This is a genomic window from Cupriavidus sp. 86D6, assembly GCF_057815095.1.
Map to the genome: position 1 here is coordinate 457,114 of NZ_JBYPSB010000001.1, position 21,445 is coordinate 478,558.

The window sequence follows — 21,445 nt, forward strand, 5'->3', positions numbered from 1 at the left end:
TCGCATAAAATTGTGTGATTCAAATAGAAATACGTGGAATCTTCGAAATGACCCTCGATCCGATAGATTTACGCATCCTGACGGCGCTGCAGGAGAACGGTCGCATCAGTAATCAGGACCTGGCCGACCGTGTGGCGTTATCGCCATCTGCCTGCTTGCGCCGCGTGCGTCTGCTGGAAGAAAACGGGGTGATTGGCGGCTACAAGGCGTGGTTCGACGCCGAACAGCTGGGACTGGAGATCGAGGCGATCGTGCAGGTGTCGATGCGGCACGACGTGGAAGGCTGGCACGACACGTTCAACGCCGTGGTGCAGACCTGGCCGGAGGTACTGACCGCCTATGTGATCACGGGCGACAGCAACTACATCCTGCGGGTGCAGGCGCGCAACCTGAAGCACTACTCCGATTTCATCGTGAATCGGCTATATCGCACGCCTGGCGTGATGGATATCCGCTCGAACATCGTCCTGCAGCGGATCAAGACGGACGGATCGCCACTGGCGATCCTGAAGGACAGCAAGGACGCCAAGCCGTGACCTACCGCTTGTGCGGCGCGATCTGATCGAGCGGTTCGAGCGGGCACAGCGTGGAAAATTGCGCGCCCTGGAACACCAGCGGCTCGCCGCCGGCGTCGAGAATACCGCAGCGTTCCACTTCGCCGACGAAGATCACGTGGTCGCCCTCGTCATAGCGGCTGCGGTTGTGGCACTCGAACCAGGCCAGCGCATTGGCCAGGATTGGCAGGCCGGTCTCCGACAACCGGTAGTCCACGCCGGCAAAGCGATCGCCCTTGAGCGTGGCAAACCGCTGGCACAAGTCCAGCTGCGAGGCGGCAAGCACATTGACGATGTAGTGCGAGCCATCGCGGAACATCGGCAGGCTGTTGGCGCGCGTGGCCATGCTCCACAGCACCAGGGGCGGATCGAGCGAGACCGAGTTGAACGAGCTGGCTGTGATGCCGACGAACGGCACGTCGTTGGCGTGCGAGGGACCAGCGGCGCGCGTGGTGATGACCGTCACACCTGTGGCGAACTGCGACAGCGCGCGCTTGAAGTGACCGCTGTCAAAGTCGGGGGCGGCGGCCTTGCGGCGCTGGGGGGCAGGGGCGGCGGCCTCGGGCATGCCCTCTCGGGCTCCACACAAATCCATGATCTTCATATCGGGATGGCCGGCGCGCATTCAACACGCCAAACGTAATCCTGGGGGGCGGCAATTTCAGTGGCCTGACGCACACATTTTGCGGGCCAACGCGGTCTGGCGGGCGCTTTCGGGTGCCGCGCAGCCCATTCACGTGCGCCAACGGGCGCCAGTACCAGTGGGATTGTAGCGGACTCCGGACATTGCACCCTGACGTGGTCCCTGGGATACATCGGACGGTCTCTGTGCCAGCCGGATAGCACTTGTTTCATTTTTCACGGCAGTGCGCGGCGCCATTGCTTATGCTGGAAATCGATGCCGCCAGAGCCGGCGTGGTATCGGAACCCCCTGAACGCGGGAAAGGGAGCGCGCAGATGGATCACGAACTCGAGATTGCCACGCTCGGTGGTGGGTGTTTCTGGTGCCTGGAGGCGGTGTTCCAGCAGGTGGATGGCGTGCGTGCCGTGGAGTCGGGCTACACCGGCGGCCATATCCACAATCCCACCTATCGCCAGGTATGCGAGGGCGACACGGGCCACGCCGAAGTGGTGCGCGTGACGTTCGACCCGGCCACGATCACTTTCCGCGAAATCCTGGAGATCTTCTTCTCGATCCATGATCCGACGCAGCTCAATCGGCAGGGCAACGACGTGGGCCCGCAGTACCGCTCGATCATCTTCACCCATTCCGAGGCCCAGCGTGCCGTGGCCGAGTATGTCATGGGCGAACTGGTCGTCAACAAGGTGTTCGATGCGCCAATCGTGACGCAGCTCGAACCCGAGCAGCCGTACTGGCGCGCCGAGATGAGCCATCAGAACTACTATCAGGAGCATCCCGCGCAGGGCTACTGCGCGTTCGTGATCACGCCCAAGCTGGCCCAGTTACGGCGAGATTTTTCGCATCGGATGCGCCGCTAGGCCGGCACGGCCGCGTTTTCCACCCGATCGGCAATGGCCGCGGCCAGCCGGGCAATGCTCTGCGGTGCGCAGCCTTCGGCATTGTTGCTGACGATGACATAGGCCGGCTGGCCGGCGCGCAGCGTGCCCGCCACCACGTCGGCGATGGCGTCGCGCGTTGCGTCGTCAGGGTCCACGAGCTTGTCGAATGGCATGTAGGCCTTTTCGGCCATCGCATACGAGCGGCCCTCGCGCAGCATCCAGCGCAGCACCAGCGGGCCGGGGGCCCCGTCGTCCATCAGCGTCTGCGCGTGGGCCTGGCGCGACACCTGCGGCAGGCGGTCGCGCGCGGCCAGGCAGAAGCGCACGCCGCGTTCGCGCAGCAGGCGGATGTAGCGCGGCGTGAGCAGCGCCGGATCTCGCATTTCCACGGCATAGCAGGCGTGCGGGGTCAGGCTGGGGTCCAGCGGCGGCAGCGCGGCCAGGAACGCGTCGAGCCGCGCGAAGAAAGCCGGGCCGTCGTCGGCCACGCTTTGCAGCGGCGACAACTGGAACAGCAGCGGCCCGCAGCGTTGGCCAAGACCAGCCGTGGCCGGCACGATGAAATCGCGGATCGCGATCCCGGCGTCCAGGAACGCCGCGTTGGCCAGGCACCCGGCGCCATCGGGGCCCCGCAGCCACGCATCGCAGACACTGGCCGGGGCCTTGACCAGGAAGCGGAAACCTTCCGGCACCTGCGATGCGTAGCCCAGGTAGTCGGCCAGCGGAATCGGGCCATAGAAGCCACGGTCGATGCCCGCCGCGCGCAGCAGCGGATGCTGCCCGCAGGCGCGTAGCCCCTTGCGGGACAGCAGGCTTTCCGTGTACTGGCCGTCGTAGACCATGCCGTGCCAGCCGGGGTACGACCACGAAGAGGTGCCGAAATACAGGTTGGGCGGCAGCCGGCCGGCAAGCGTGGTCAGCGCGGCATCGGGCGTCCAGGGCTGGACGATCTTGCCAACGGGCGTCTTCTTTTCGGGAGTGCCGGCCGCGGCGGGCCGGGGCGGGGCGCCCGGCGATGCCGGGGCATCGCCGAACAGGTCGAGGTTGTCAGTCAAGCGTCAGACGGTATTGCCAATCGGAGACGCGTAAATATAGCGCCGCGAGACCGGGAACGTGTCGGCGGCGCGATTCGCCTTCTGACACACCACCTGGTGCAGCGACATGATGCTGTTGGTGAACGCGTGCTCGCAGCCGGCCAGGTAGACCCGCCAGATGCGGTACTTCTTCTCGCCCACCATGGCCCGGATCGCGTCGGCGTTGGTCTCGAAGTTGTCGGCCCAGTGCCGCAGCGTCTGCGCGTAGTGCCGGCGCAGCAGTTCCACGTCGAACGCCTCCAGCCCGCCCTTGGCCATGGTATTGAGCACCATGCTGATGTGCGGCAGCTCGCCCTGCGGGAACACATAGCGGTCCATGAAGCCCGAGCCGTCGAGCGGCACCGCGCCGCTGTCGGGGTCGGTGGCCGTGATGCCATGGTTCATCGCCACGCCATCGTCCTTGAGCAGATCGCGCATGCGGCTGAAGTAGCCGATCAGGTTGTCCTTGCCCACGTGCTCGAACATGCCGACGCTGGTGATGCGGTCGAACTGGCCCTGGATGTCGCGATAGTCCTGCAGCCGGATCTCGATGCGGTCCTGCAGCCCGGCGGCCTTCACGCGCTCGGTGGCCAGGTCGAACTGGTTCTGCGACAGCGTGATGCCCACGCACCGCGCACCGTACTTCTGCGCCGCGCGGATCACCAGTGCGCCCCAGCCGCAGCCGATGTCGAGCAGCGTCTGGCCAGGCTGCACGCGGATCTTGGTCAGGATATGGTCGATCTTCTTGAGCTGCGCAGTGGCCAGGTCTTCGGTGCCTTCCTCGAAATACGCGCACGAGTACACCATGCGCGGATCGAGCCAGAGCTGGTAGAACGCGTTGGAAACGTCGTAGTGATACTGGATCGACGCCTTGTCCTCGGAGCGGCTGTGCGTGAAGTGCTGCGCCACGCGGGCCAGGGCGCCGCCCGCACTGCGCGCGGCGGCTGCCGACAGGCCGTAGGCCATCTTGATGATGTCGGCCAGGCGACCGTCGAGATCGATCTTTTCCTGGACATATGCCTCGCCGAGGTTGTCCAGGCTTGGCGTGAGCAGCAGCGGCAGGGCCGAGGCCTCGCGTACGGTCAGCGTGACCTCGGGTTGGTCGAAGTTGCCCAGCTGGTATTCGCTGCCATTCCACAGACGTAGCCTGACAGGCAGGTTGGCGTGCTCGCGCACGTCGGAAATCCAGCTATCCAGCTGCTTGTCGATTGCTTGCTTGAAGAACATGCGGCTTTCTCCCGATTGGTTGATGATCCCTCTCGAAATGAAATGCCCCATGGTCGGCTGCGCAGACTGCGTGGTGGTACGCAGCACTGGCCCTGGGGGCGCACCGATGCATGGCCGGTGCGGCAACCCAACAACTTTACGCCAATTCGCCGAATTGTGCAGTGTGGGGCGCCGCGGTCAGCGCCTGTCAGTACAAGCAGACATTGACGATGCAGCGATCGCGCGCCCCGTGCCGCGATGTTCCCGCGGCGCCCGGCGTCAGGGCGATAGCCGGACGATCTGCCAGCTGCCGTCGGCCTGTTGCCGGAATGCGATACGGTCGTGCAGCCGCGACGGCCGGCCCTGCCAGAATTCGATCCACGTGGGCCGCAGGCGGTACCCGCCCCAGTGCGGCGGACGCGGCGGGTTGTCGCCGAACTTGCTGCGGAAGTCGGCTTCGCGTGCTTCCAGCACGTCGCGGCCGGCCACCTCGCGGCTTTGCTCGGAGGCCCAGGCGCCCAGGCGAGATCCGAGCGGACGCGACGCGTAGTAGGCATCGCTCTCGGCATCGCCCACCTTTTCGACCACGCCTTCCACACGCACCTGGCGTTCGAGCTGCACCCAGTGGAACAGCAGCGCAGCGCGCGGGTTGGCTTCCAGATCCAGGCCCTTGCGGCTTTCGTAGTTGGTGAAGAACGTGAAACCGTTGGCGTCCATGCCCTTGAGCAGCACGATGCGCGCCGACGGCTGGCCGTCGGCACCTACCGTGGCCAGTGTCATCGCGTTGGGTTCGGGCAGCTTGGCCTGCATGGCCTCGTCGAACCAGTTCTGGAACTGGCGGATCGGGTCGCCTGCCACGTCGGTTTCGGAAAGGGCGCTCAACATGTAGTTGCGGCGCAGATCAGCGAGTTGGGTCATATCGCATATCGAAGAGTCGGCCCGCACGGAGAACCATGCGTACGAGGATGCTTCGAGTATAGCGAATGCGCCGCACACCGCATTTGCGCCATGGCAAGGCGGACTCGCTGTTTTACGAATCTGCAGGTTGCTAGTCCGACAGTTTCGGTGCGGCGATCTTTTGCGTCTGGCGGCGCGAATAGTAGTTGGCCATGCCCATCGCGCCGGCCATCGACAGGAAGATCGGCAGCATGCCCAGCGCCGTGCCCACCACACCGAACGTGAGCGGCCACACCACCTGGCTGGTATTGAGCACGGCCGAGCGCAGCCCCAGCGCCTCGCCGGCCCGCCCCGAGGGCGAGGCCGTATGCAGGATGTTCATGACGTTGGGCTGGGCACTGCCCAGCGCCAGGCCCAGCACGAACGCCAGGCCGCACATGAGCCAGAAGTGCGAGACGAACGGATAGACCAGATAGGCCAGCGCACCCACCAGCAGCGCCAGGCGGATGATCTTCCATTCCGAGAAATGGCGGGACACCATCGGCATGGCAATCCGGATGGCCAGCGTGGCGATCGAGAACGCCCCGAGCACCCAGCCGATCATCGACGGCGACAGGCCGATATGCGTGCCCTGGATCGGGATCAGGAACGCATGCAGGTCCCACGCGGCGGACAGCACCGCGCTGGCGACGAACACGGCACGCAGTTCGGGGTGGTGAAGCAGGTCCAGCGTGGAGCGGCGCGAGCCGTCCTCGATGGCGATGCGTCCCGCGTTGCCGCCGGTGGCCGGCAGGCGCGGCCGCACATACTGCAGCCCGGCCTGGCCCAGCAGCGCCACGCCCACCAGGATGCAGAACGCGGTACGAAAGCCCGCGTGTTCGATCGTATAACCCATGGCCACCGGCCCGAGCGTGCCCGAGATCGACAGCCCCAGCGCATGCCACGTGTAGTTGCGCAGCCGGGTCTCGTTGGTCGACACCTGCCCGATCAGCAGTTGCATGGCCACCTGGACCAGCATGAAGCCCACGCCGATCAGTGCGCACGCCGCGTACAGCGACGCAATCTCGTGCCAGACGGCCGGCAGCAGCGTACCGGCCACCACCATCAGCGACCCGGCGGTCATCGGCAGGCGCGGCCCGATCTGGTCGATGCGCTTGCCGGCGCGAATCGCCAGGAACATCGGCAGCAGCGCATAGAGCGACATCAGGATGCCCAGCGTGACCGTGGACGCCTTGAGCGAGATGGCAAATAGGGAAACGACGACACGACTGGCGTTGAACGCCACGTGATTGCACACCGTCAGCGCGATCAGCCAGCTGATCGGGGGAACGGCGGCATGAGGCAACGTCATGGCAGGGGGTGCGCGGGGGCGGCGAAGGTGGTTCGCGCCGCCGGCAAGGGTCTCCCATCCGGACGATAAGACGCGCGAAAAAAGAAAATCAGTGCGGCCGGAGCCGCACCTACAAGGCATCGCTGGCCAGACTGGAACCCGGCGAGCGAAGGCGTTGCGTGTCGTTGTTCATTAATTGCTTGCTTAATCAACGACCAGCCGATTATGCGACTGCCAGTGCGGTCTGCACAACAACGGTGTGGGAGGGCGTGCCAAATCCGCAACACATTTGGTACAGATGTGTTGCGGATTCACCAACGTTGTCAGTGTGTGATGACGAACGGCGTGCGGCAGGTAAGCCGCCGTTCGCTAGCCGCCCTGGTAGAGCTGCTTGTCATTGTCCGGTCGCGACGGTTGCTGCACGGTGGCGCCGGGCATGCGCGGCTTGGTAGGCGGCGGGGCCGGCTCGCCGCGGGCGGCGTCCGACTTCGTCGGCGATTCGGGGATAGGGGGGCCGGCCTGCTGCTGGCCCTTCGGCGCCGCTGGCCCTTGATAGGTCTTGCCCGGCGGCGGGGCGGTAGGCCGCTTCTTGAGTTCCGCCAGCAACCGGGCGCACTCGCTTTCGTCGCCGCCGCCCGAAATGTCGAGCAGCGGCACCACCATCGCCACGGGCGCGGTCAGTGCCAGCGCCAGCGCGCCGCCGGCACGCAGCGCGAGGATGGCGATATTCGGGCTGACCGACGGATTCTTGAACGTCCCGCCCACATACAGCGGCGAGCGCAGCGAGATGACGCGCAGCCCCTTGGAGTCGGGATGGATCGTCAGCGCCAGCCGCTCGTCCTTGAAATCGACCGCGCCCTCGGTGGTGATGATGGCGTCCTGCGTATCGAGCACGAAGGTCTGGGCCCGGGCAATGCCGTTCTGGAAGCCGAACGCGCTGACGCCGCAATTGATCTGCACCGGCTTGTCGCCGAACAGCTTCGAGATCACCACGCTGCCCACGTTCAGGCCGATGGCTTCGAGGATGAACTTGCTGACGGTGCCGTTTTCCACCAGCAGCTTGGCCTCTCCATTCGACGAACCCATCAGCGCGGCCACCGAATTGCCCGTGGCCGAAAGCTTGGCGCTGCCGTTCACCTCACCGACGCTGGCGCGGGTACTTTCCACCTTCGGGAACAGCTGCTTGATCTTCAGGTGCCGCGCGGTCATGTCGACCTTCGCGCCCATCGGCTCGCGCTTGCCATCGAGTTCGACCGTCGATACCAGGTTGCCGCCGGCCACGCCGAAGTTGAGCGGGTCGAGCCGCAGCACGCCGTCGGTCAGCTTCAGGTGCGTGGTCAGGTCCGTGATCGGCAGGTCTTCATTGCGGACGATGCGCTTGCCGGTGAACTTCACGTCGGCATCGATCTCGTCCCAGCGTTCGGTGCGGAACGGCGCCACCGGCAGCTTCTTGTCCGCCGGCTGCTTCACGGGGCTGTCCTTGGCCGGCTGGCCCGGCTTGGCGCCGCCGCCGATCAGCGGCGCGAGATCGTCGAACAGCAGCTGCTTCGACACCAGTTCGCCGGACAGCAGCGGGCGGGGCGAATGCTGCGCGAACGTCAGCGTGCCGCCCAGGTCACTGCTGCCCACCTTGCCGGTGAAGTCGCGGTAGGTATAGGCCGAGGCGCCCTTCTTGAGCGTGGCCACCAGGCGGCCCCGCGTTTCATACGGCGGGGTCGATGGCAGCACGATGCCGGTCAGGTTGTAGAGCGATGCCAGGCTGTCGCCGGCCAGCGTCAGGTTGACGTCGAGCGCGCCGAGGTGGGCCGGGTTCGTTACCGTGCCTTCCATCGTGGCGCGGGTGGCGCCCACGCGCACATCGGCCTGTACCGGATAAGGGGTGTCCACGTCGCGCAGGCTCAGCACGGTGCCGGCCTTGCCGGTGGCGTTGACGGTGGCCTTGTTGTAGTGGCCCACGGCTTTCCAGCGGATGCCGTAGCGGTCGTCATTGCCGGTCTTGCCAGCCTTGCCGCCCTTGTTGTCGTTGGCCTTGGCTTCGGGCGTGGAGGCGGCGGAGCCTTGCGACGCCGCCACAGCGGAGGCATCGGACGGCATCAGCGCGCCGTCGCGGGCCTTGTCGTAGATGGCCTGGTCGCCAATCGTGTCCAGCGTGGCCTGCAGCTGGATCTTCTCGGCCGCGTCGTCCAGCGCCAGGTTGCCGCGCTGGAGGACCACTTCGCCCACATCGAGGTGCCATTTCGACTTGCCCGAGTCGGTCTGCTTGCGCATGTCGAAGGTCCAGTTGTTGCGCTTGTCGGCCAGCCGTTCTAGCCACACGGCGGGGCTGTCGACGACGATGGTCGGCACGTTGATTTCATGGGCCAGCAGTGGCAGCGGGCGCAGCACGAAGATCAGTTCGCGAATCGTGCCCATGTTGGGCGCCTGGGCCCAGTCGGGGTTGCCGATGGAAATGTCCTTGGCCGACAGCCGTGGCCACGGCACGAGCGTACGCCAGCCGGTCTCGCCCTGGCCACGTTTCCAGGTGACGGTCAGATCGCCATTGATGGCGAAGGGGCGCCCGATCGACTCCGTGACCTTGTCGTTGAGCCACGGCTTGAGCCGGTTCCAGTCAAAGGTCAGGATGATGACGACAAGGATCGCGATCAGCGCCAACGGCGTGAACACGCTCCATAAGACGATCTTGTGGCGACGCGAGGCGGGCATAAGGGGTGGACTCCGGTAGCAGCCGTGCGGCGGATCAACCACTGCACAGGTAATTGTAGGGAGCGCCATCGCTCCCGGTTGTCGGCCTCAGGCTGACATTGCGGTCGTCGGGACGCCTATTCGTTGTGCGTTCGTCGGCCGCAGCAATTCCCGCCGGTGACATAAAATGCCGGCAGATTTGAGAAAGCCACCATGACTATCGCCCCTACGCCCCTGGCAGATCAGGACCTGCCCGCGCCCCTGTCGCACGAAAGCCCGGCCGACGACGACTACCATCGCCGCTTTGGCGGCGTGGCCCGCCTGTACGGCGCGCATGGCCTGGCCCGGCTGGAGGCCGCCAGGGTGTGCGTGATCGGCATCGGCGGGGTGGGCAGCTGGGCGGCCGAGGCGCTGGCGCGCAACGCGGTGGGGCGCATCACGCTGATCGACCTCGATCACATTGCCGCATCAAATACCAACCGGCAGATCCACGCGCTCGGCGACGCATACGGCCGCGCCAAGGTGGAAGCCATGGCCGAGCGCATCGTGGCGATCAACCCGCGTTGCCACGTCACGCAGATCGACGATTTCGTGACCGAAGACAATGTGGCGGAACTGCTATCAGGCTTCGACTACGTGATTGACGCCATCGATGCCGTGAAGGTCAAGACCGCCATCCTGGGATGGGCCCGCCGCGAGGGCGTGCGCGTGATCACGTGCGGCGGCGCGGGCGGTCAGCTGGACGCCACGCGCGTGCGCATCGAGGACCTGGCCCGCACGATTCAGGACCCGCTGCTGGCCAAGGTGCGCGGCAACCTGCGCCGGCAGTGGGGCTTTCCGCGCGATCCCAGGAAGAAGTTCGGCATCGAGGCGGTGTATTCGGACGAGCCGCTGCGCTATCCCGAGCCGGAACAGCAGGCGTGCGAGATCGACGAAGTGCCGCCGGCCCCGGTGCGCGGCCCGCAAGGGCTGGCCTGCGCGGGATTTGGCTCGTCGGTGGCGGTGACGGCGGTGTTCGGCTTCGTGGCGGCGTCCGCGGTGATCGGGGCGCTGGCAGCCGGCCAGCCCTAGGCGGCCAGCGTCCGCAGCAGGCCGCCCACGGCGGCATCGTCGGGCGCCTGGTTGTCGAAGAAGATCAGTTCGGGATATTCGGCCGGGTCCGGCGAAAACCGCCGGGCGCGATAGGCGTCCCAGTGCGCGAGCTTGTAGGCGTCGTTGGGATTGGCGCGGCGGATGATGCGTGCGTGGGCTTCGTCCTCCGGCAGGTGTACCCACACGATCTGGGTGCGCGTGCCCGCCGGGACATGCAGCCACTGCGGATCGGTCAGCAGGTGCGCGCGGATTTCGCGCGACAGCGGGCCGATCACGATCACACTGATGCCCAGCGTCAGGTTTTCGCGGGCGGTGTCGAGCAGGCCTTCGTATTCGGGGTCTCGCAGATTGTCCAGATAGGCCGGGCTGTCGCGGTCATTGGGATCGCCGGTGATCGCGCGCATGGCAGCGGCGCTGTAGCGCCCGTAGAGCGTGTCCTTGTCGAGCAGGCAGAACGGCTCGCCGGTGACCTGCATCAGCGGGCCGATCAGCCGATGGGCGAGGGAAGTCTTGCCGGTGCCTGCGTGGCCGCAGAAGAAGATCAGTCGGGGCATGTCGGTGGCTTGCTGGAAATCCGTCACTTGCCAGGGGCGCGAGCGTCAAGCATACCGTTCTTTGCGGAAAATCAGATCGGACAGCAGCGAAATCGGTATCCTTGCCGCTTATCTCAAAGAAAAGTTTTCAGATCCATGTCTGCAGCACAGAACCCCTACGACGGTCTTTCCTCGGAAGGCTTGCCAGACGAACTGCGGCTGGGCGAGCCCGTCACCGACGCCACGCACGCGGAATTCCTGCAGCTGCTCGATGCCGTGGCCAAATCGGACGATGCCGGCTTCCTGGCGGCGTACGACGAGTGGATCGCGCACACGCGCCACCATTTCGAACAGGAAGAGCAGTGGATGGAGGCCATGCAGTTCGGCCCGCGCTTCTGCCATACGAACGAGCACAAGGGCGTGCTGCAGGTGGTGCAGGCCGTGCGCGACAAGATCGCGCAGGAAGTGGAAGATCCGGAGGGGCCCGGCAAGGGCGGGCTGTCGCTGGGCCGCCGCCTGGTGAATGAACTGTCAGGCTGGTTCGACAATCACGTGAAGTCGATGGACGCGATGATGGTCGAGCATATGAAGGCAAACGGCTTTTCGCTGATCGAGGCGCCGGCCGTCTGAGGCCGTTCCGCACCGGCGCGGGAAATCCCGCCTCCGGTGCGCGTCCATCCACGCCACTCAGTTCAGCGCCGTGCTCAGTTGCCGGCGCCATTTCGATACCACTTCTGGCGAATCGGCCATCAAGTCGAACACCGACAGCATTGTCTTGCGGCCGATGTCGTCTTCAAAGCCTCGGTCGCGGCGCACGATTTCCATCAGCTGCACCAGCGCCGGTTCGTATTCGCGGCGCGCGATCAACACCTTTGCCAGATCCAGGCGCGCGGCCAGGTTGGCCGGCTCGGCCTCTACCTGCGCTTTCAGTTCGGCGCCGTCGGGCAGGCTGTCGAGTCCCTTCATCGCATCGAGCCGGGTCCGCAGCGCGGCGTAGCCGTCTTCCTGCGGCGCACGCGGCGTCAGGCGGCCGAACTCGGCTTCCGCGGTGTCGATGGCGTCGCCGTCGAGCAGGAAGCTGATATAGGCCAGTCGATTCGGGTCGTTTTCCGGGTCCTCTGCGAGCGCGGCCTGCCACGCGGCCTTGGCGCCTTCCCGGTCGCCGGCCGCGGCCAGCGCCTGGGGATCCTGCGCCGTGGCCCCGCCGTCGCCGGGGGCCAGCGTATCGATGAACTCGCGCAGTTGCGATTCCGGCAGCACGCCCACGAACTGGTTGACCGCCTGCCCGCCGGCAAACGCCACCACGTGGGGAATGCTGCGCACACCAAAGTGCCCGGCCAGCTGCTGGTTCTCGTCGACATTGACCTTGACCAGCTTCCACGTGCCGCCGGCTTCGGCTTCCAGCTTTTCCAGCATGGGCCCGAGTGTGCGGCAAGGGCCACACCAGGGAGCCCAGAAATCCACCAGTACCGGCACTGGGCTATTGATGACTTCGGCTTCGAAGTTCTGCAGGGTGACGTCGCTCATGATCTGCACCTGGGAATCGGGTTGGCCAGCACTGTGGCCGGATTCCCCCTATTGTGAGGACGAAGCCCCAAATTGCAACCGGCGCCGCCCGGGGTGCGGTGCGATGGGTAGGAAAACCTCCTGTTGAAAATAGAACGGTCGTTCAGTTATATTGCTTGACCACTACGCGGGGCCCACCCCGCGAGACCCGCGCTTTCCAGAAACTGGTCCCTTGAGGACCATCCGCAGGAGACACCATGACCACCAAGCCCGCCCGTCCGCATTTTCAGTTCTGGCCCAAGCGAGTGCCGACCGAAATCGTGCTGCCGGAAACTTCGCTCTGGTACAACCTCGAAGTTTCGGCACACCGCTATGCGGACAAGGCCGCCATCCGCTACTTCGGCAACGCCATCACGTTCCGCGAGCTGGAGGCGGAGGCCACGGCGATGGCCGGCTGGCTGCAGCAGAAGGCGGGGGTGAAGAAGGGCGATCGCGTGCTGCTGTACATGCAGAACTGCCCGCAGTTCATCGTCAGCTATTACGCGATCCTGCGTGCGGACGCCGTGGTGGTGCCGGTCAATCCGATGAACCGCGCCGAGGAATTCAAGCACTACATCACCGATGCCGGTGCCCGCGTGGCGATCTGCACGGCAGACCTGGCCGCCGGCGCAATGCAGGCCGACGGCGAACTGGCTGCCGACCAGCGCCTGCAGCATCTGCTGGTGACGCAGTACGCCGACGCGCTCCCGCCGTCGCACGAATTCCCCGAAGATGCGCCGCCCGCCTGGCTGACCGTGCAACACCCGTTGCCGGACAACGCCACGCCGTGGGCGCAGGCGCTGGGTGCCGGCCTGCAGCCGGGTCCGCATACCGCGGGCCCCGACGACATGGCCGTCATGCCGTACACGTCGGGCACCACCGGCTTCCCGAAGGGCTGCATCCACACCCATCGCTCGGTGATGCACAACGTGATCGGCGGTGCCACGTGGTCGGGCAGCGGCGCGGAATCGGTGATCCTGTCAGTGCTGCCGCTGTTTCACGTGACCGGCATGCAGTACGGCATGAACGGCCCGATCTACACCGGCGCCACCGTGGTGATGCTGCCGCGCTGGGATCGCGAAGTGGCCGGGCGCCTGATCTCGCGCTACCAGGTCACGCACTGGACCAACATCCCGACCATGGTGATCGACTTCCTGGGCAGCCCGAACCTGGCGACCTTCGACGTCAGCAGCCTGCGCTACATCGGCGGCGGCGGCGCGGCCATGCCGCAGGCGGTGGCCGAACGCCTGAAGACGCAGTTCGGGCTGAGCTACCTGGAAGGCTACGGCCTGTCCGAGACCATGGCGCCGACCCACAGCAATCCGTCCGAGCGCGCCAAGCTGCAGTGCCTGGGCGTGCCGACGTTCAACACCGACGCGCGCGTGGTGGACCCGGTCACGCTGCAGGAAATGCCGCCCAACGAGGTGGGCGAGATCATCGTGCGCGGCCCGCAGGTGTTCAAGGGTTACTGGGGCAAGGAAGATGCCACGCGCGACGCGTTCATCGAGTTCGAAGGCCAGACCTACTTCCGCACCGGCGACCTGGGCCGTATGGACGAAGAAGGCTACTACTTCATCACCGACCGCCTGAAGCGCATGATCAATGCGTCGGGCTTCAAGGTCTGGCCGGCCGAGGTGGAAAACCTGCTGTACAAGCATCCGGCCGTGCAGGAGGCCTGCATCATCGGCACGCGCGACCAGTATCGCGGCGAGACGGTGAAGGCGGTGGTGGTGCTGCGCGCCGACGCCAAGGGCAAGACGCAGCCCGAGGACATCATCGAATGGGCCAAGGAAAACATGGCCGCCTACAAGTACCCGCGCGTGGTGGAATTTGTCGAGGCATTGCCGAAGTCGGGCACCGGCAAGGTGATGTGGCGCCAGCTGCAGGAAGCGGAAAACGCGCGCCAGCCCGCGTAAGCGCGTAAGCGTGGTGTGTTTTTCTCCCCTCTCCCGCCGGGTGGGAGAGGGGAGCCAAAATGCAATCCCCCTCGGCAGCCAGTCAATGCCCCCTGGCCCGCATCAGCATCTTGACCATCGTCTTGTAGCCGCGCTCGCGTGCATGGCGCGACGGCGTGATGCCCTCCCGGTCGGCCAGGTTGGCATCGGCGCCCGCATCGAGCAGCAATTGCACGATCTCTTCATAGCGGGCGCTGCCGTCGCCGAGGATGATGGCTTCCAGCAGCGCCGTCCAACCAAGCTGGTTGATGCGATCCACCGGCACGCCTGCCTTCAATAGCAGTTTTACGACCTCGACATTGCCATGCTGGCAGGCCGCAATCAGGGCCGTGCCGTCGTAGCGGTCGGTGCTGCGGGTGTCGGCGCCATGCGACAGCGACAGGCGCACCACATCGATCTGGTTGGTCGCGGCCGCCAGCAGGAAGGCGCTGTTGGATTCGCCGTCCTTCTGGTTCACGTCGGCGCCGGCCATGATCAGCGCGCGGGCCACGTCGCCCCGGCGGTTGTACACCGCTGCCAGCAGCGCGGAGCGGCCGCGTTCGTCCACGGCATGGAGCGACGCGCCGGCCTTGAGCAGCCGGTTGACCAGATCGAGATCGCCAATGCTGGCTGCCGTGATCAGGTTGCGGTCGAGCGCGGACGTGCCTTCACCGCGTGCCGCCGGGTGGGATGGGGGCGGATACGGCGCTGGTGCCGACGGCGACGATGCGTCGCGCAGCCCGCCGATCGAGCGCGCCAGCGTCTGGCCACCTTGACCCGCCAGCAGTCCGCCACCCATCAGCAATCCCATCAGCCCTAGCATTTCAGCGAGTGCCTGGCGGCGGGGGCGGGTCTGGGAGCGCGTCATGATGGGCGGCAGTGGCTTCGGTCAGACGGTTTCGTGGGGATGGGCCGTGGCAGCCACGGCGTCCTCGGGGCAGGTCGCCGCAGAGGCCGAAATTCCTGCCGGCGTGGTGACGGCACAGGCGTCGCTGGCGGCTTCGGCAGCGTCGCTTTCCTGCAGCTGGCGCCAGAGCCGGCCCAGGTAGGGGTCGTCCACGCCATGCGTGGCCAGCCCCAGCAGGGTCTGGTGCAGATATTCGCGGGCTGGCCCGTACAGGCCGCAGGCGTGGCGCAGGCAGTCCACGACGCGCGCATCGGGCAGCCGGCCGGCGTAGCCGGCATGTTCGCGATTCATCACGAAAGCGAGCGCCCGCTGTTCGGGCGCGTCAGGGTCGGCGTCCAGCTTCACGCGCAGCCAGCGCGGGTGATAGGCGCCGGTCATCATCTCGCGGCGCCACAGCACGCGGAATTCCTGCTCGACGACGTGGCGGGGGATGCGGAACACCATGCCCGTGCAGCAGCCGCCGCGGTCCAGCCCGAGCACCAGCCCGGGGTTGTCCCAGGTGCCGCGATTGATTTTGGAATACAGGTAGAAGCCGCGGTGGTAGCCATGCACGGTGGCCAGGCGGCTTTCGGTATGGACCACCATCGGGTTCCAGATCAGCGATCCGTAGCCGAAGACCCAGACGTCGCCGTCCAGTCCGGGGGTGTCGGGGCGGCTGGCCAGCGTCTGGCGCAGCGATCGCTCCACATCGGCCTCGGGCAACAGCGAAGACGCGACCGGCGTGCTGCACAGCGTCGTGCGCAGCCTGTTTGCTTCGAGGTCCTGTCTTGTAATGGCCATGGCTGAAAGAATAATCCAAAGCGCATTGATGCGTCGCAAGCAAACCACACATCTGGTGCAAGGTGTGTGCAGCAGGCAACGGTCGTGAGGGGGGCGGCTGCCCGATCGATTGGCCGGATCGTGGACCATGTCACTACAATAGGGGCCCTAACGCAGGCAACTGTCGTTCAACGCTCGGCGAATCTCGGAGAAACCGCACATGGCGCACACCCTGACCGTGGTATTTGGCAGCGGCAAGGAATTTGAATTCACGCTGGGCGACAACGAGCTGGCGGCGGTCACCGAGGATGCCGCCTGGCGCTGGTTCGACCGCGAATATGCCGAGCTGGACTGCCAGGCATCGAGCCCCGTGGGCAAGGTGCTTGTGATCGACAAGATCCTTAATGTCGCGAAGTTCTCCGGCGAGAGCCGGTTTGCCGGCAACGCCGACTGGGCGCAGGACTTTGCCCGCCATGCCGGCCGCCTGCTGGATCGCGACAAGGTGCGTATCGACGTGGGCAACGCCGCCATCGGTTTCTGACCGTTTAGGGCCCCGCATCAACAAAAACGGACGCCGAGGCGTCCGTTTTTTGCTGTGTGCGCCGGAATCAGACCGACAGCAGTTCCACTTCGAACAGCAGGGTGGCGTTCGGCGGAATCACGCCGCCGGCGCCGCGCGCGCCGTAGCCCAGATCGGCCGGGATCACCAGGCGGCGCGTGCCGCCGACCTTCATGCCTTGCACGCCTTCGTCCCAGCCACGGATCACGTGGCCGGCGCCCAGCGGGAAGACGAACGGGTCATTGCGGTCCTTGCTCGAATCGAACTTGCGGCCCGGTTGGCCGTTTTCGTAGAGCCAGCCGGTGTAATGCACGGTCACGTGCTTGCCAGCCGTGGCTTCGTCGCCCGAGCCGACGATGGTGTCTTCGTATTGCAGGCCGGAGGGATTGGTATGCATCGCGATTTTCCTTTTTTCTGTGTGGCGGGAAATAGAACCGACGGCCGCCTGTGTGATCAGTCGTCGGCGCGCTGGAGCACGTCGCGCGTCAGCTGCACGTTGTGATCGTCGTCGCTGACCCAGATGTCGCCGTCCTGGATGGTCACGGACAGGCGCATGGCACGCTGGGCCATCTGTGCCAGCGCGTCCACGGCTTCGGACGGCACATTGTAGACGGTCACGTTGCGCAGCTTGCTGGCCTTGCCGGCCATGCCCTTCCACCATTCGCGGGCGCTGGCGCTCTGATAGGTATAGACGGTAACGTGGTCGGCGCGCGCAGCGGCGCGCTTCAGGCGGGTTTCGTCGGACTGGCCCAGGTCGATCCAGTGGAGGATGTCGCCCGTGAGGGACTTGTCCCAGAGGTCCGGTTCGTCGGGTTCGTCCAGGCCACGCGTGAACGCCATGGTTTCGGTGGCTTCGCAGGCAAAGGCCAGCAGGCGGACCATCATGCGGGCATCGTTCTCGGACGGATGCTGCGCAATGGTCAGCGTATGACTGCCGTAGTACGGCCGGTCCATGTCCGAGACGGACAGTTCGGCCTTGAAAATCGTGGATTTGAGCGCCATGGGGTCGGAAATGCGGCGCGCGCCGGCAACGGTGCCGGGCACGCGAAAGGCGGAATCATACGTGATCCGCGCGGCGGCGCGATGGAAAACCGGCGCGGGTATGTGCGCCGGCCCGCTCAGACTGCGGGGGGAAGCAACCCGGCCCGGCAAGGCCGGCCGGGCCGGTCTTCAGGACTTGCGGTATTCGCCCAGCCAGAAGCGCAGCATGGCCGATACCAGCACCAGCCCCAGGAACGCCGCCGCGGCAACCAGGGCCAGGCCGCCATCGCTGTTGATCTTGCCTTCCACAATCAGGCGCGTCAGCAGGATGCCGACCATGCCGGTCAGCAGCGGCAGCAGCAGGGCGGCCCGGCCGTAGGTCTTGAAGGCCCACAGCGGAAAGCGACGGAGGAAATCGGCAGGAAAGCTGCATGCCAGGCACGCACCGGCAGCAGCCAGCGACGCCGAAACGACGTCGTTGAGGGAGATGAGGCTCATCTTGACTCGCGGATAGCCGGGTTTGCTTAGGCGAAACGCGGCAGGATGGGAATAGGCAAGGCGCTGATTTTACTGAAGATTTTGTCCCAAAAGGTGACGTTGGGCCGTCATCGCAACGCACGGCCTCGCTTTTTTCTTAATTATGGCGCGGACCCCGCCGGCATGGCTTCCACCGAAATCTGCAATGTGACGCTATCGCCAACATCGGGCAGGAAACGCGTCATGCCGAAGGCGCTTCGAGAGAATGTGGCGCGAAAATCACCACCGCACACATCGCGCCGGATGCCGAACAGGGCGGTCTGGCCGCAACTGAAGCGGTCCGCCTCTAGCCTGATGGGCTGGGCTACGCCATGGAGGGTGAACATGCCTTCCACGGCAACCAGCTTGCCGCCTTCCGTTACAAACTGGCTGGCCTGGAGCCGGGCCACCGGAAACGTCTGGGCGTCAAGAAACTGGGCCGAGCGCAGCACACCGTCGAGACTGCGGTTGCCGCTGTCGACCGAATCGGTGTCCACCGTGAAGTCGATCGATCCCGCACCCGTGGCCGGGTCGTAGATCACACGCCCATCGATCTTGCCGAACCGGCCGCGCACGCTGGTGCGATCGAAGTGGCTGACGCCGAAATAGACGCTGGTGTGTGTGGGATCGACGGTGTACTGCGTGGGCGCCGCCAGGGCTGGCGTGCCCGTCAGGGCCGCGAGCGTGGCAAGGGCGGCCAGCGGGGCGCGCGAAATACGGGAAGGGTGTCGCGTCGGCATGGCCGTGGGCTCAGTGAACGAACACGGGAAGCAGGAAAATGCCGATCACCGTCAGATAGCCAATCGTCCAGCATAGCGTCCGCAGCGTGGCGCGATCGGTCAGGTAGCAGATCGTGTAGAGGATCCGGACCACGATGAACACCATGGCCAGTTCGTTGATGCGGGCCTGGGGCGCCGCCAGATGCGTGGCCGTGAAGACCGCCGCGGCAAAGAACGGAAACGCTTCGAAATGATTGCGGTGCGCCATGTCCGCGCGGCGGGCGCGGCCGCTTTGCCTTTCCAGCCACGCGCGCGGGTCGTGGTTATCGAAAGTGCCGGCACGACTGCCGGCCTTGGCGATGGAGACAGTCAGCACTGGCATCAGGCCTGCCAGCAATACACACCAGAACGCGATCGGCATGAACACTCCTTGCGTGTTTCGGTGCGGAGGCGGCATGAGCCGCCGCCTCCTTTCCATTTGTGCCGGGGCCGTGGAGCGCCCCAAGGCGGGTTCAGGCGGCGACGACCTTGATGCGAACGCCGTCAGCGCCGCCAACGCCCACCACCTGGCCGGCGCGGATCTTGGCAGTCTTGCGCGACTCCGGCGTACCGTCCACCGAGACCTCGCCAGCCGCGACCAGCGCCTTGCCGGCGCCACCGCTGTCGCAGACGCCAGCCACCTTGAGCAGGTCATTCAGGGCAATGAACTCGCCCTCGAGCGGAAACGTAATCGTCTGTGCCATGCTCACTTGCCCCAGCTGTCCTTGAGGCCAACCGTGCGGTTGAACACTGGCTTGCCGGGCTGCGAATCGGTACGGTCCGCAACGAAATAGCCGTGACGCTCGAACTGGAAGCGTTCTTCCGGCTTGGCGTCGCGCAGGCCCGGTTCCAGGTAGGCGGTCACTACCTTCTTCGAGTCCGGGTTCAGCGCATCGAGGAAATTCTTGCCGCCGGCATCGGGATTCGGGTCGTTGAACAGGCGGTCGTACAGGCGCACTTCGGCCGGGCAGGCATGCGCCGCGCTGACCCAGTGAATGTTGCCCTTGACCTTGACGCTGTCCGCGCCCGGCGTGCCGCTCTTGGTTTCCGGCAGGTAGTTCGCATGCACGGCGACCACGTTGCCGTCGGCGTCCTTGTCCACGCCTGTGCATTCGATCACGTAGCCGTAGCGCAGGCGCACCTTGTTGCCCGGGAACAGGCGGAAATAGCCCTTCGGCGGGGTCTCGGTGAAGTCGTCGCGCTCGATCCACAGCTCGCGCGACAGCGGGAACACGCGGCGGCCCATTTCCGGCAGCTTCGGGTGCACCGGCGCCGAGCATTCCTCGCTCTGGCCCTCGGGATAGTTGTCCAGAATCAGCTTGACCGGGTCCAGCACGCCCACGCTGCGCGGGGCACGGGCATCGAGGTCGTCGCGCACGGCGCCTTCCAGCGTGCTCATGTCAATCCAGCTGTCGGCCTTCGACACGCCGATGCGGTCGCAGAACAGCTGGATCGATTCCGGCGTATAGCCGCGGCGTCGCATCCCGACGATGGTCGGCATGCGCGGGTCGTCCCAGCCGTCCACGCGCTTTTCGTCCACCAGCTGCTTGAGCTTGCGCTTGCTGGTGATCGCATACGTCAGGTTCAGGCGGGCGAATTCGTACTGGTGCGGCAGCGGGCTGGCGAAGACGCCGGCATCGCGCAGGTGTTCCAGCACCCAGTCATAAAGCGGGCGGTTGTTCTCGAATTCGAGCGTGCACAGCGAGTGCGTGATGTTCTCGATCGCGTCCGAGATGCAGTGCGTGAAGTCGTACATCGGATAGATGCACCACTTGTCGCCGGTCCGGTGGTGATGGGCATGGCGGATGCGATAGAGCACCGGGTCGCGCATCACGATGTTCGGCGCCGCCATGTCGATCTTCGCGCGCAGCACGTGCTCGCCGTCACCGTACTTGCCGTCGCGCATCTCGCGGAACAGCTTCAGGTTTTCCTCGACGGAGCGGTCGCGGAACGGCGACGGCTTGCCGGGCTCCGAGAAATTGCCGCGGCTGGCGGCAATCTGTTCGGCGCTCTGGCTGTCCACATAGGCCACGCCACGCTCGATCAGGGTCTCGGCGAACTGGTACAGGCGGTCGAAGTAGTCGCTCGCGTAGTAAAGATGCGGCTCGCCGCCGGGCTGCCTGGCATCCCATGAGAACCCGAGCCAGTGCACCGCGTCGATGATCGAATCGACGTATTCGGTGTCTTCCTTGACCGGGTTCGTGTCGTCGAAGCGCAGGTGGCAGCGGCCGGCATAGTCGCGGGCCAGGCCGAAGTTCACGCAAATGCTCTTGGCGTGGCCGATGTGCAGGTAGCCGTTCGGCTCCGGCGGAAAGCGCGTGATGACGGTCGGCAGCGGCTCGCCCTGCTTGTCCGTGCGGCCGCCGTACGTGCCGGCGGCGAGGTCCTGGTCGATGATGCTCCGCAGGAAGTTGGAGGCGGCTGGCGTGTCGGTAGGCTTGTTGTCGTGGCTCATGTTGGCGCCGCATCACCTGCGGCTCGATAACTGGTGGACCGGCCCGGTCTGGATCGACCCGGCCGCGTTCCTGGTGTTCCTGGATTGGGTGCGCTGGAATGGCGAGGAAAGTCCGGCGAATGGGGCGATTTTACCGTGCCTGC

Annotated in this window: 23 protein-coding genes; 6 read left to right on the forward strand and 17 right to left on the reverse strand. The window is 65.7% G+C overall.

The features are described from left to right. Positions 1-47 precede the first annotated feature (47 nt). Positions 48-536 carry an Lrp/AsnC family transcriptional regulator gene (locus tag AC3G88_RS02110; protein ID WP_153945596.1) on the forward strand — a complete coding sequence of 163 codons (489 nt, stop codon included), beginning with the start codon at positions 48-50 and terminating at the stop codon, positions 534-536. 1 nt (position 537) lies between these two features. Here AC3G88_RS02110 and AC3G88_RS02115 read toward each other — a convergent pair whose 3' ends face one another. Beyond that, positions 538-1,179 carry a flavin reductase family protein gene (locus AC3G88_RS02115; protein ID WP_488770599.1) on the reverse strand — a complete coding sequence of 214 codons (642 nt, stop codon included), beginning with the start codon at positions 1,177-1,179 and terminating at the stop codon, positions 538-540. 332 nt (positions 1,180-1,511) lie between these two features. On the opposite strand from AC3G88_RS02115, the gene msrA reads away from it, so the two are divergent. After that, the gene (gene msrA / locus AC3G88_RS02120) at positions 1,512-2,054 is read left to right on the forward strand and encodes a peptide-methionine (S)-S-oxide reductase MsrA (RefSeq protein ID WP_487523566.1); all 543 of its coding nucleotides are present in this window, start codon (positions 1,512-1,514) and stop codon (positions 2,052-2,054) included. Here the strand turns inward: msrA and AC3G88_RS02125 are convergent. The 5 genes from AC3G88_RS02125 to AC3G88_RS02145 form a co-directional block, all read right to left on the reverse strand. After that, entirely contained in the window at positions 2,051-3,130 is a 1,080-nt protein-coding gene (locus AC3G88_RS02125; protein ID WP_488770598.1) for a DUF72 domain-containing protein, read from the reverse strand. The genes msrA and AC3G88_RS02125 overlap by 4 nt on opposite strands. Before the next feature lie 3 nt (positions 3,131-3,133). Beyond that, positions 3,134-4,375 (reverse strand): class I SAM-dependent methyltransferase, encoded by a 1,242-nt coding sequence (locus AC3G88_RS02130; protein WP_488770597.1) that lies wholly within the window; start codon positions 4,373-4,375, stop codon positions 3,134-3,136. A 258-nt stretch (positions 4,376-4,633) separates the two neighbouring features. Beyond that, complete coding sequence (gene pdxH, locus AC3G88_RS02135) at positions 4,634-5,272, reverse strand: pyridoxamine 5'-phosphate oxidase (RefSeq protein ID WP_092594468.1); 639 nt, start codon at positions 5,270-5,272, stop codon at positions 4,634-4,636. Between the two features lie 130 nt (positions 5,273-5,402). Then, the gene (locus AC3G88_RS02140) at positions 5,403-6,602 is read right to left on the reverse strand and encodes an MFS transporter (RefSeq protein ID WP_488770596.1); all 1,200 of its coding nucleotides are present in this window, start codon (positions 6,600-6,602) and stop codon (positions 5,403-5,405) included. Positions 6,603-6,950: 348 nt separating this feature from the next. Then, positions 6,951-9,284, reverse strand: coding sequence for an AsmA family protein (locus AC3G88_RS02145; protein ID WP_488770595.1), 2,334 nt, complete (start codon positions 9,282-9,284; stop codon positions 6,951-6,953). A 192-nt stretch (positions 9,285-9,476) separates the two neighbouring features. On the opposite strand from AC3G88_RS02145, the gene tcdA reads away from it, so the two are divergent. Then, positions 9,477-10,334, forward strand: coding sequence for a tRNA cyclic N6-threonylcarbamoyladenosine(37) synthase TcdA (gene tcdA / locus AC3G88_RS02150; RefSeq protein ID WP_488770594.1), 858 nt, complete (start codon positions 9,477-9,479; stop codon positions 10,332-10,334). On the opposite strand, the gene AC3G88_RS02155 is transcribed toward tcdA, so the two are convergent. Next, the gene (locus AC3G88_RS02155; protein WP_488770593.1) at positions 10,331-10,909 is read right to left on the reverse strand and encodes a P-loop nucleotide/nucleoside kinase family protein; all 579 of its coding nucleotides are present in this window, start codon (positions 10,907-10,909) and stop codon (positions 10,331-10,333) included. The two genes, tcdA and AC3G88_RS02155, sit on opposite strands and share 4 nt — an antisense overlap. Before the next feature lie 135 nt (positions 10,910-11,044). On the opposite strand from AC3G88_RS02155, the gene AC3G88_RS02160 reads away from it, so the two are divergent. Beyond that, entirely contained in the window at positions 11,045-11,518 is a 474-nt protein-coding gene (locus AC3G88_RS02160; RefSeq protein ID WP_488770592.1) for a bacteriohemerythrin, read from the forward strand. 57 nt (positions 11,519-11,575) lie between these two features. Here the strand turns inward: AC3G88_RS02160 and trxA are convergent, their stop codons facing one another. After that, positions 11,576-12,415, reverse strand: a complete 840-nt coding sequence (gene trxA / locus AC3G88_RS02165; protein ID WP_488770591.1) for a thioredoxin — start codon at positions 12,413-12,415, stop codon at positions 11,576-11,578. A gap of 236 nt (positions 12,416-12,651) precedes the next feature. On the opposite strand from trxA, the gene AC3G88_RS02170 reads away from it, so the two are divergent. Then, positions 12,652-14,349, forward strand: a complete 1,698-nt coding sequence (locus tag AC3G88_RS02170) for a long-chain fatty acid--CoA ligase (RefSeq protein WP_488770590.1) — start codon at positions 12,652-12,654, stop codon at positions 14,347-14,349. Between the two features lie 82 nt (positions 14,350-14,431). Here AC3G88_RS02170 and AC3G88_RS02175 read toward each other — a convergent pair whose 3' ends face one another. Together AC3G88_RS02175 and AC3G88_RS02180 are read right to left on the reverse strand one after the other, a co-directional pair. Further along, positions 14,432-15,235, reverse strand: coding sequence for an ankyrin repeat domain-containing protein (locus AC3G88_RS02175; protein WP_488770589.1), 804 nt, complete (start codon positions 15,233-15,235; stop codon positions 14,432-14,434). A 21-nt stretch (positions 15,236-15,256) separates the two neighbouring features. After that, the gene (locus AC3G88_RS02180; RefSeq protein ID WP_488770588.1) at positions 15,257-16,054 is read right to left on the reverse strand and encodes a gamma-glutamylcyclotransferase; all 798 of its coding nucleotides are present in this window, start codon (positions 16,052-16,054) and stop codon (positions 15,257-15,259) included. Between the two features lie 199 nt (positions 16,055-16,253). On the opposite strand from AC3G88_RS02180, the gene AC3G88_RS02185 reads away from it, so the two are divergent. Next, positions 16,254-16,574 carry a hypothetical protein gene (locus AC3G88_RS02185; RefSeq protein ID WP_400392389.1) on the forward strand — a complete coding sequence of 107 codons (321 nt, stop codon included), beginning with the start codon at positions 16,254-16,256 and terminating at the stop codon, positions 16,572-16,574. 67 nt (positions 16,575-16,641) lie between these two features. Here AC3G88_RS02185 and AC3G88_RS02190 read toward each other — a convergent pair whose 3' ends face one another. The 7 genes from AC3G88_RS02190 to AC3G88_RS02220 all read right to left on the reverse strand — a co-directional run bounded on the left by AC3G88_RS02190 (position 16,642) and on the right by AC3G88_RS02220 (position 21,302). Next, a complete protein-coding gene (locus AC3G88_RS02190; protein ID WP_153945581.1) occupies positions 16,642-16,989 on the reverse strand; it encodes an FKBP-type peptidyl-prolyl cis-trans isomerase in 348 nt (115 codons plus the stop codon). 56 nt (positions 16,990-17,045) lie between these two features. Continuing rightward, positions 17,046-17,594 (reverse strand): YaeQ family protein, encoded by a 549-nt coding sequence (locus AC3G88_RS02195; RefSeq protein ID WP_488770587.1) that lies wholly within the window; start codon positions 17,592-17,594, stop codon positions 17,046-17,048. A gap of 168 nt (positions 17,595-17,762) precedes the next feature. Then, the gene (locus tag AC3G88_RS02200; RefSeq protein ID WP_153945579.1) at positions 17,763-18,071 is read right to left on the reverse strand and encodes a hypothetical protein; all 309 of its coding nucleotides are present in this window, start codon (positions 18,069-18,071) and stop codon (positions 17,763-17,765) included. Positions 18,072-18,211: 140 nt separating this feature from the next. Continuing rightward, positions 18,212-18,829: a YceI family protein gene (locus tag AC3G88_RS02205; RefSeq protein ID WP_488770586.1), complete on the reverse strand. Its 618-nt coding sequence runs from the start codon at positions 18,827-18,829 to the stop codon at positions 18,212-18,214. 10 nt (positions 18,830-18,839) lie between these two features. Next, complete coding sequence (locus tag AC3G88_RS02210; RefSeq protein WP_092594444.1) at positions 18,840-19,229, reverse strand: MAPEG family protein; 390 nt, start codon at positions 19,227-19,229, stop codon at positions 18,840-18,842. 91 nt (positions 19,230-19,320) lie between these two features. Continuing rightward, positions 19,321-19,551: an RNA-binding S4 domain-containing protein gene (locus AC3G88_RS02215; RefSeq protein ID WP_092594442.1), complete on the reverse strand. Its 231-nt coding sequence runs from the start codon at positions 19,549-19,551 to the stop codon at positions 19,321-19,323. A 2-nt stretch (positions 19,552-19,553) separates the two neighbouring features. Beyond that, positions 19,554-21,302 (reverse strand): glutamine--tRNA ligase/YqeY domain fusion protein, encoded by a 1,749-nt coding sequence (locus AC3G88_RS02220; RefSeq protein ID WP_488770585.1) that lies wholly within the window; start codon positions 21,300-21,302, stop codon positions 19,554-19,556. Positions 21,303-21,445 lie beyond the last annotated feature (143 nt).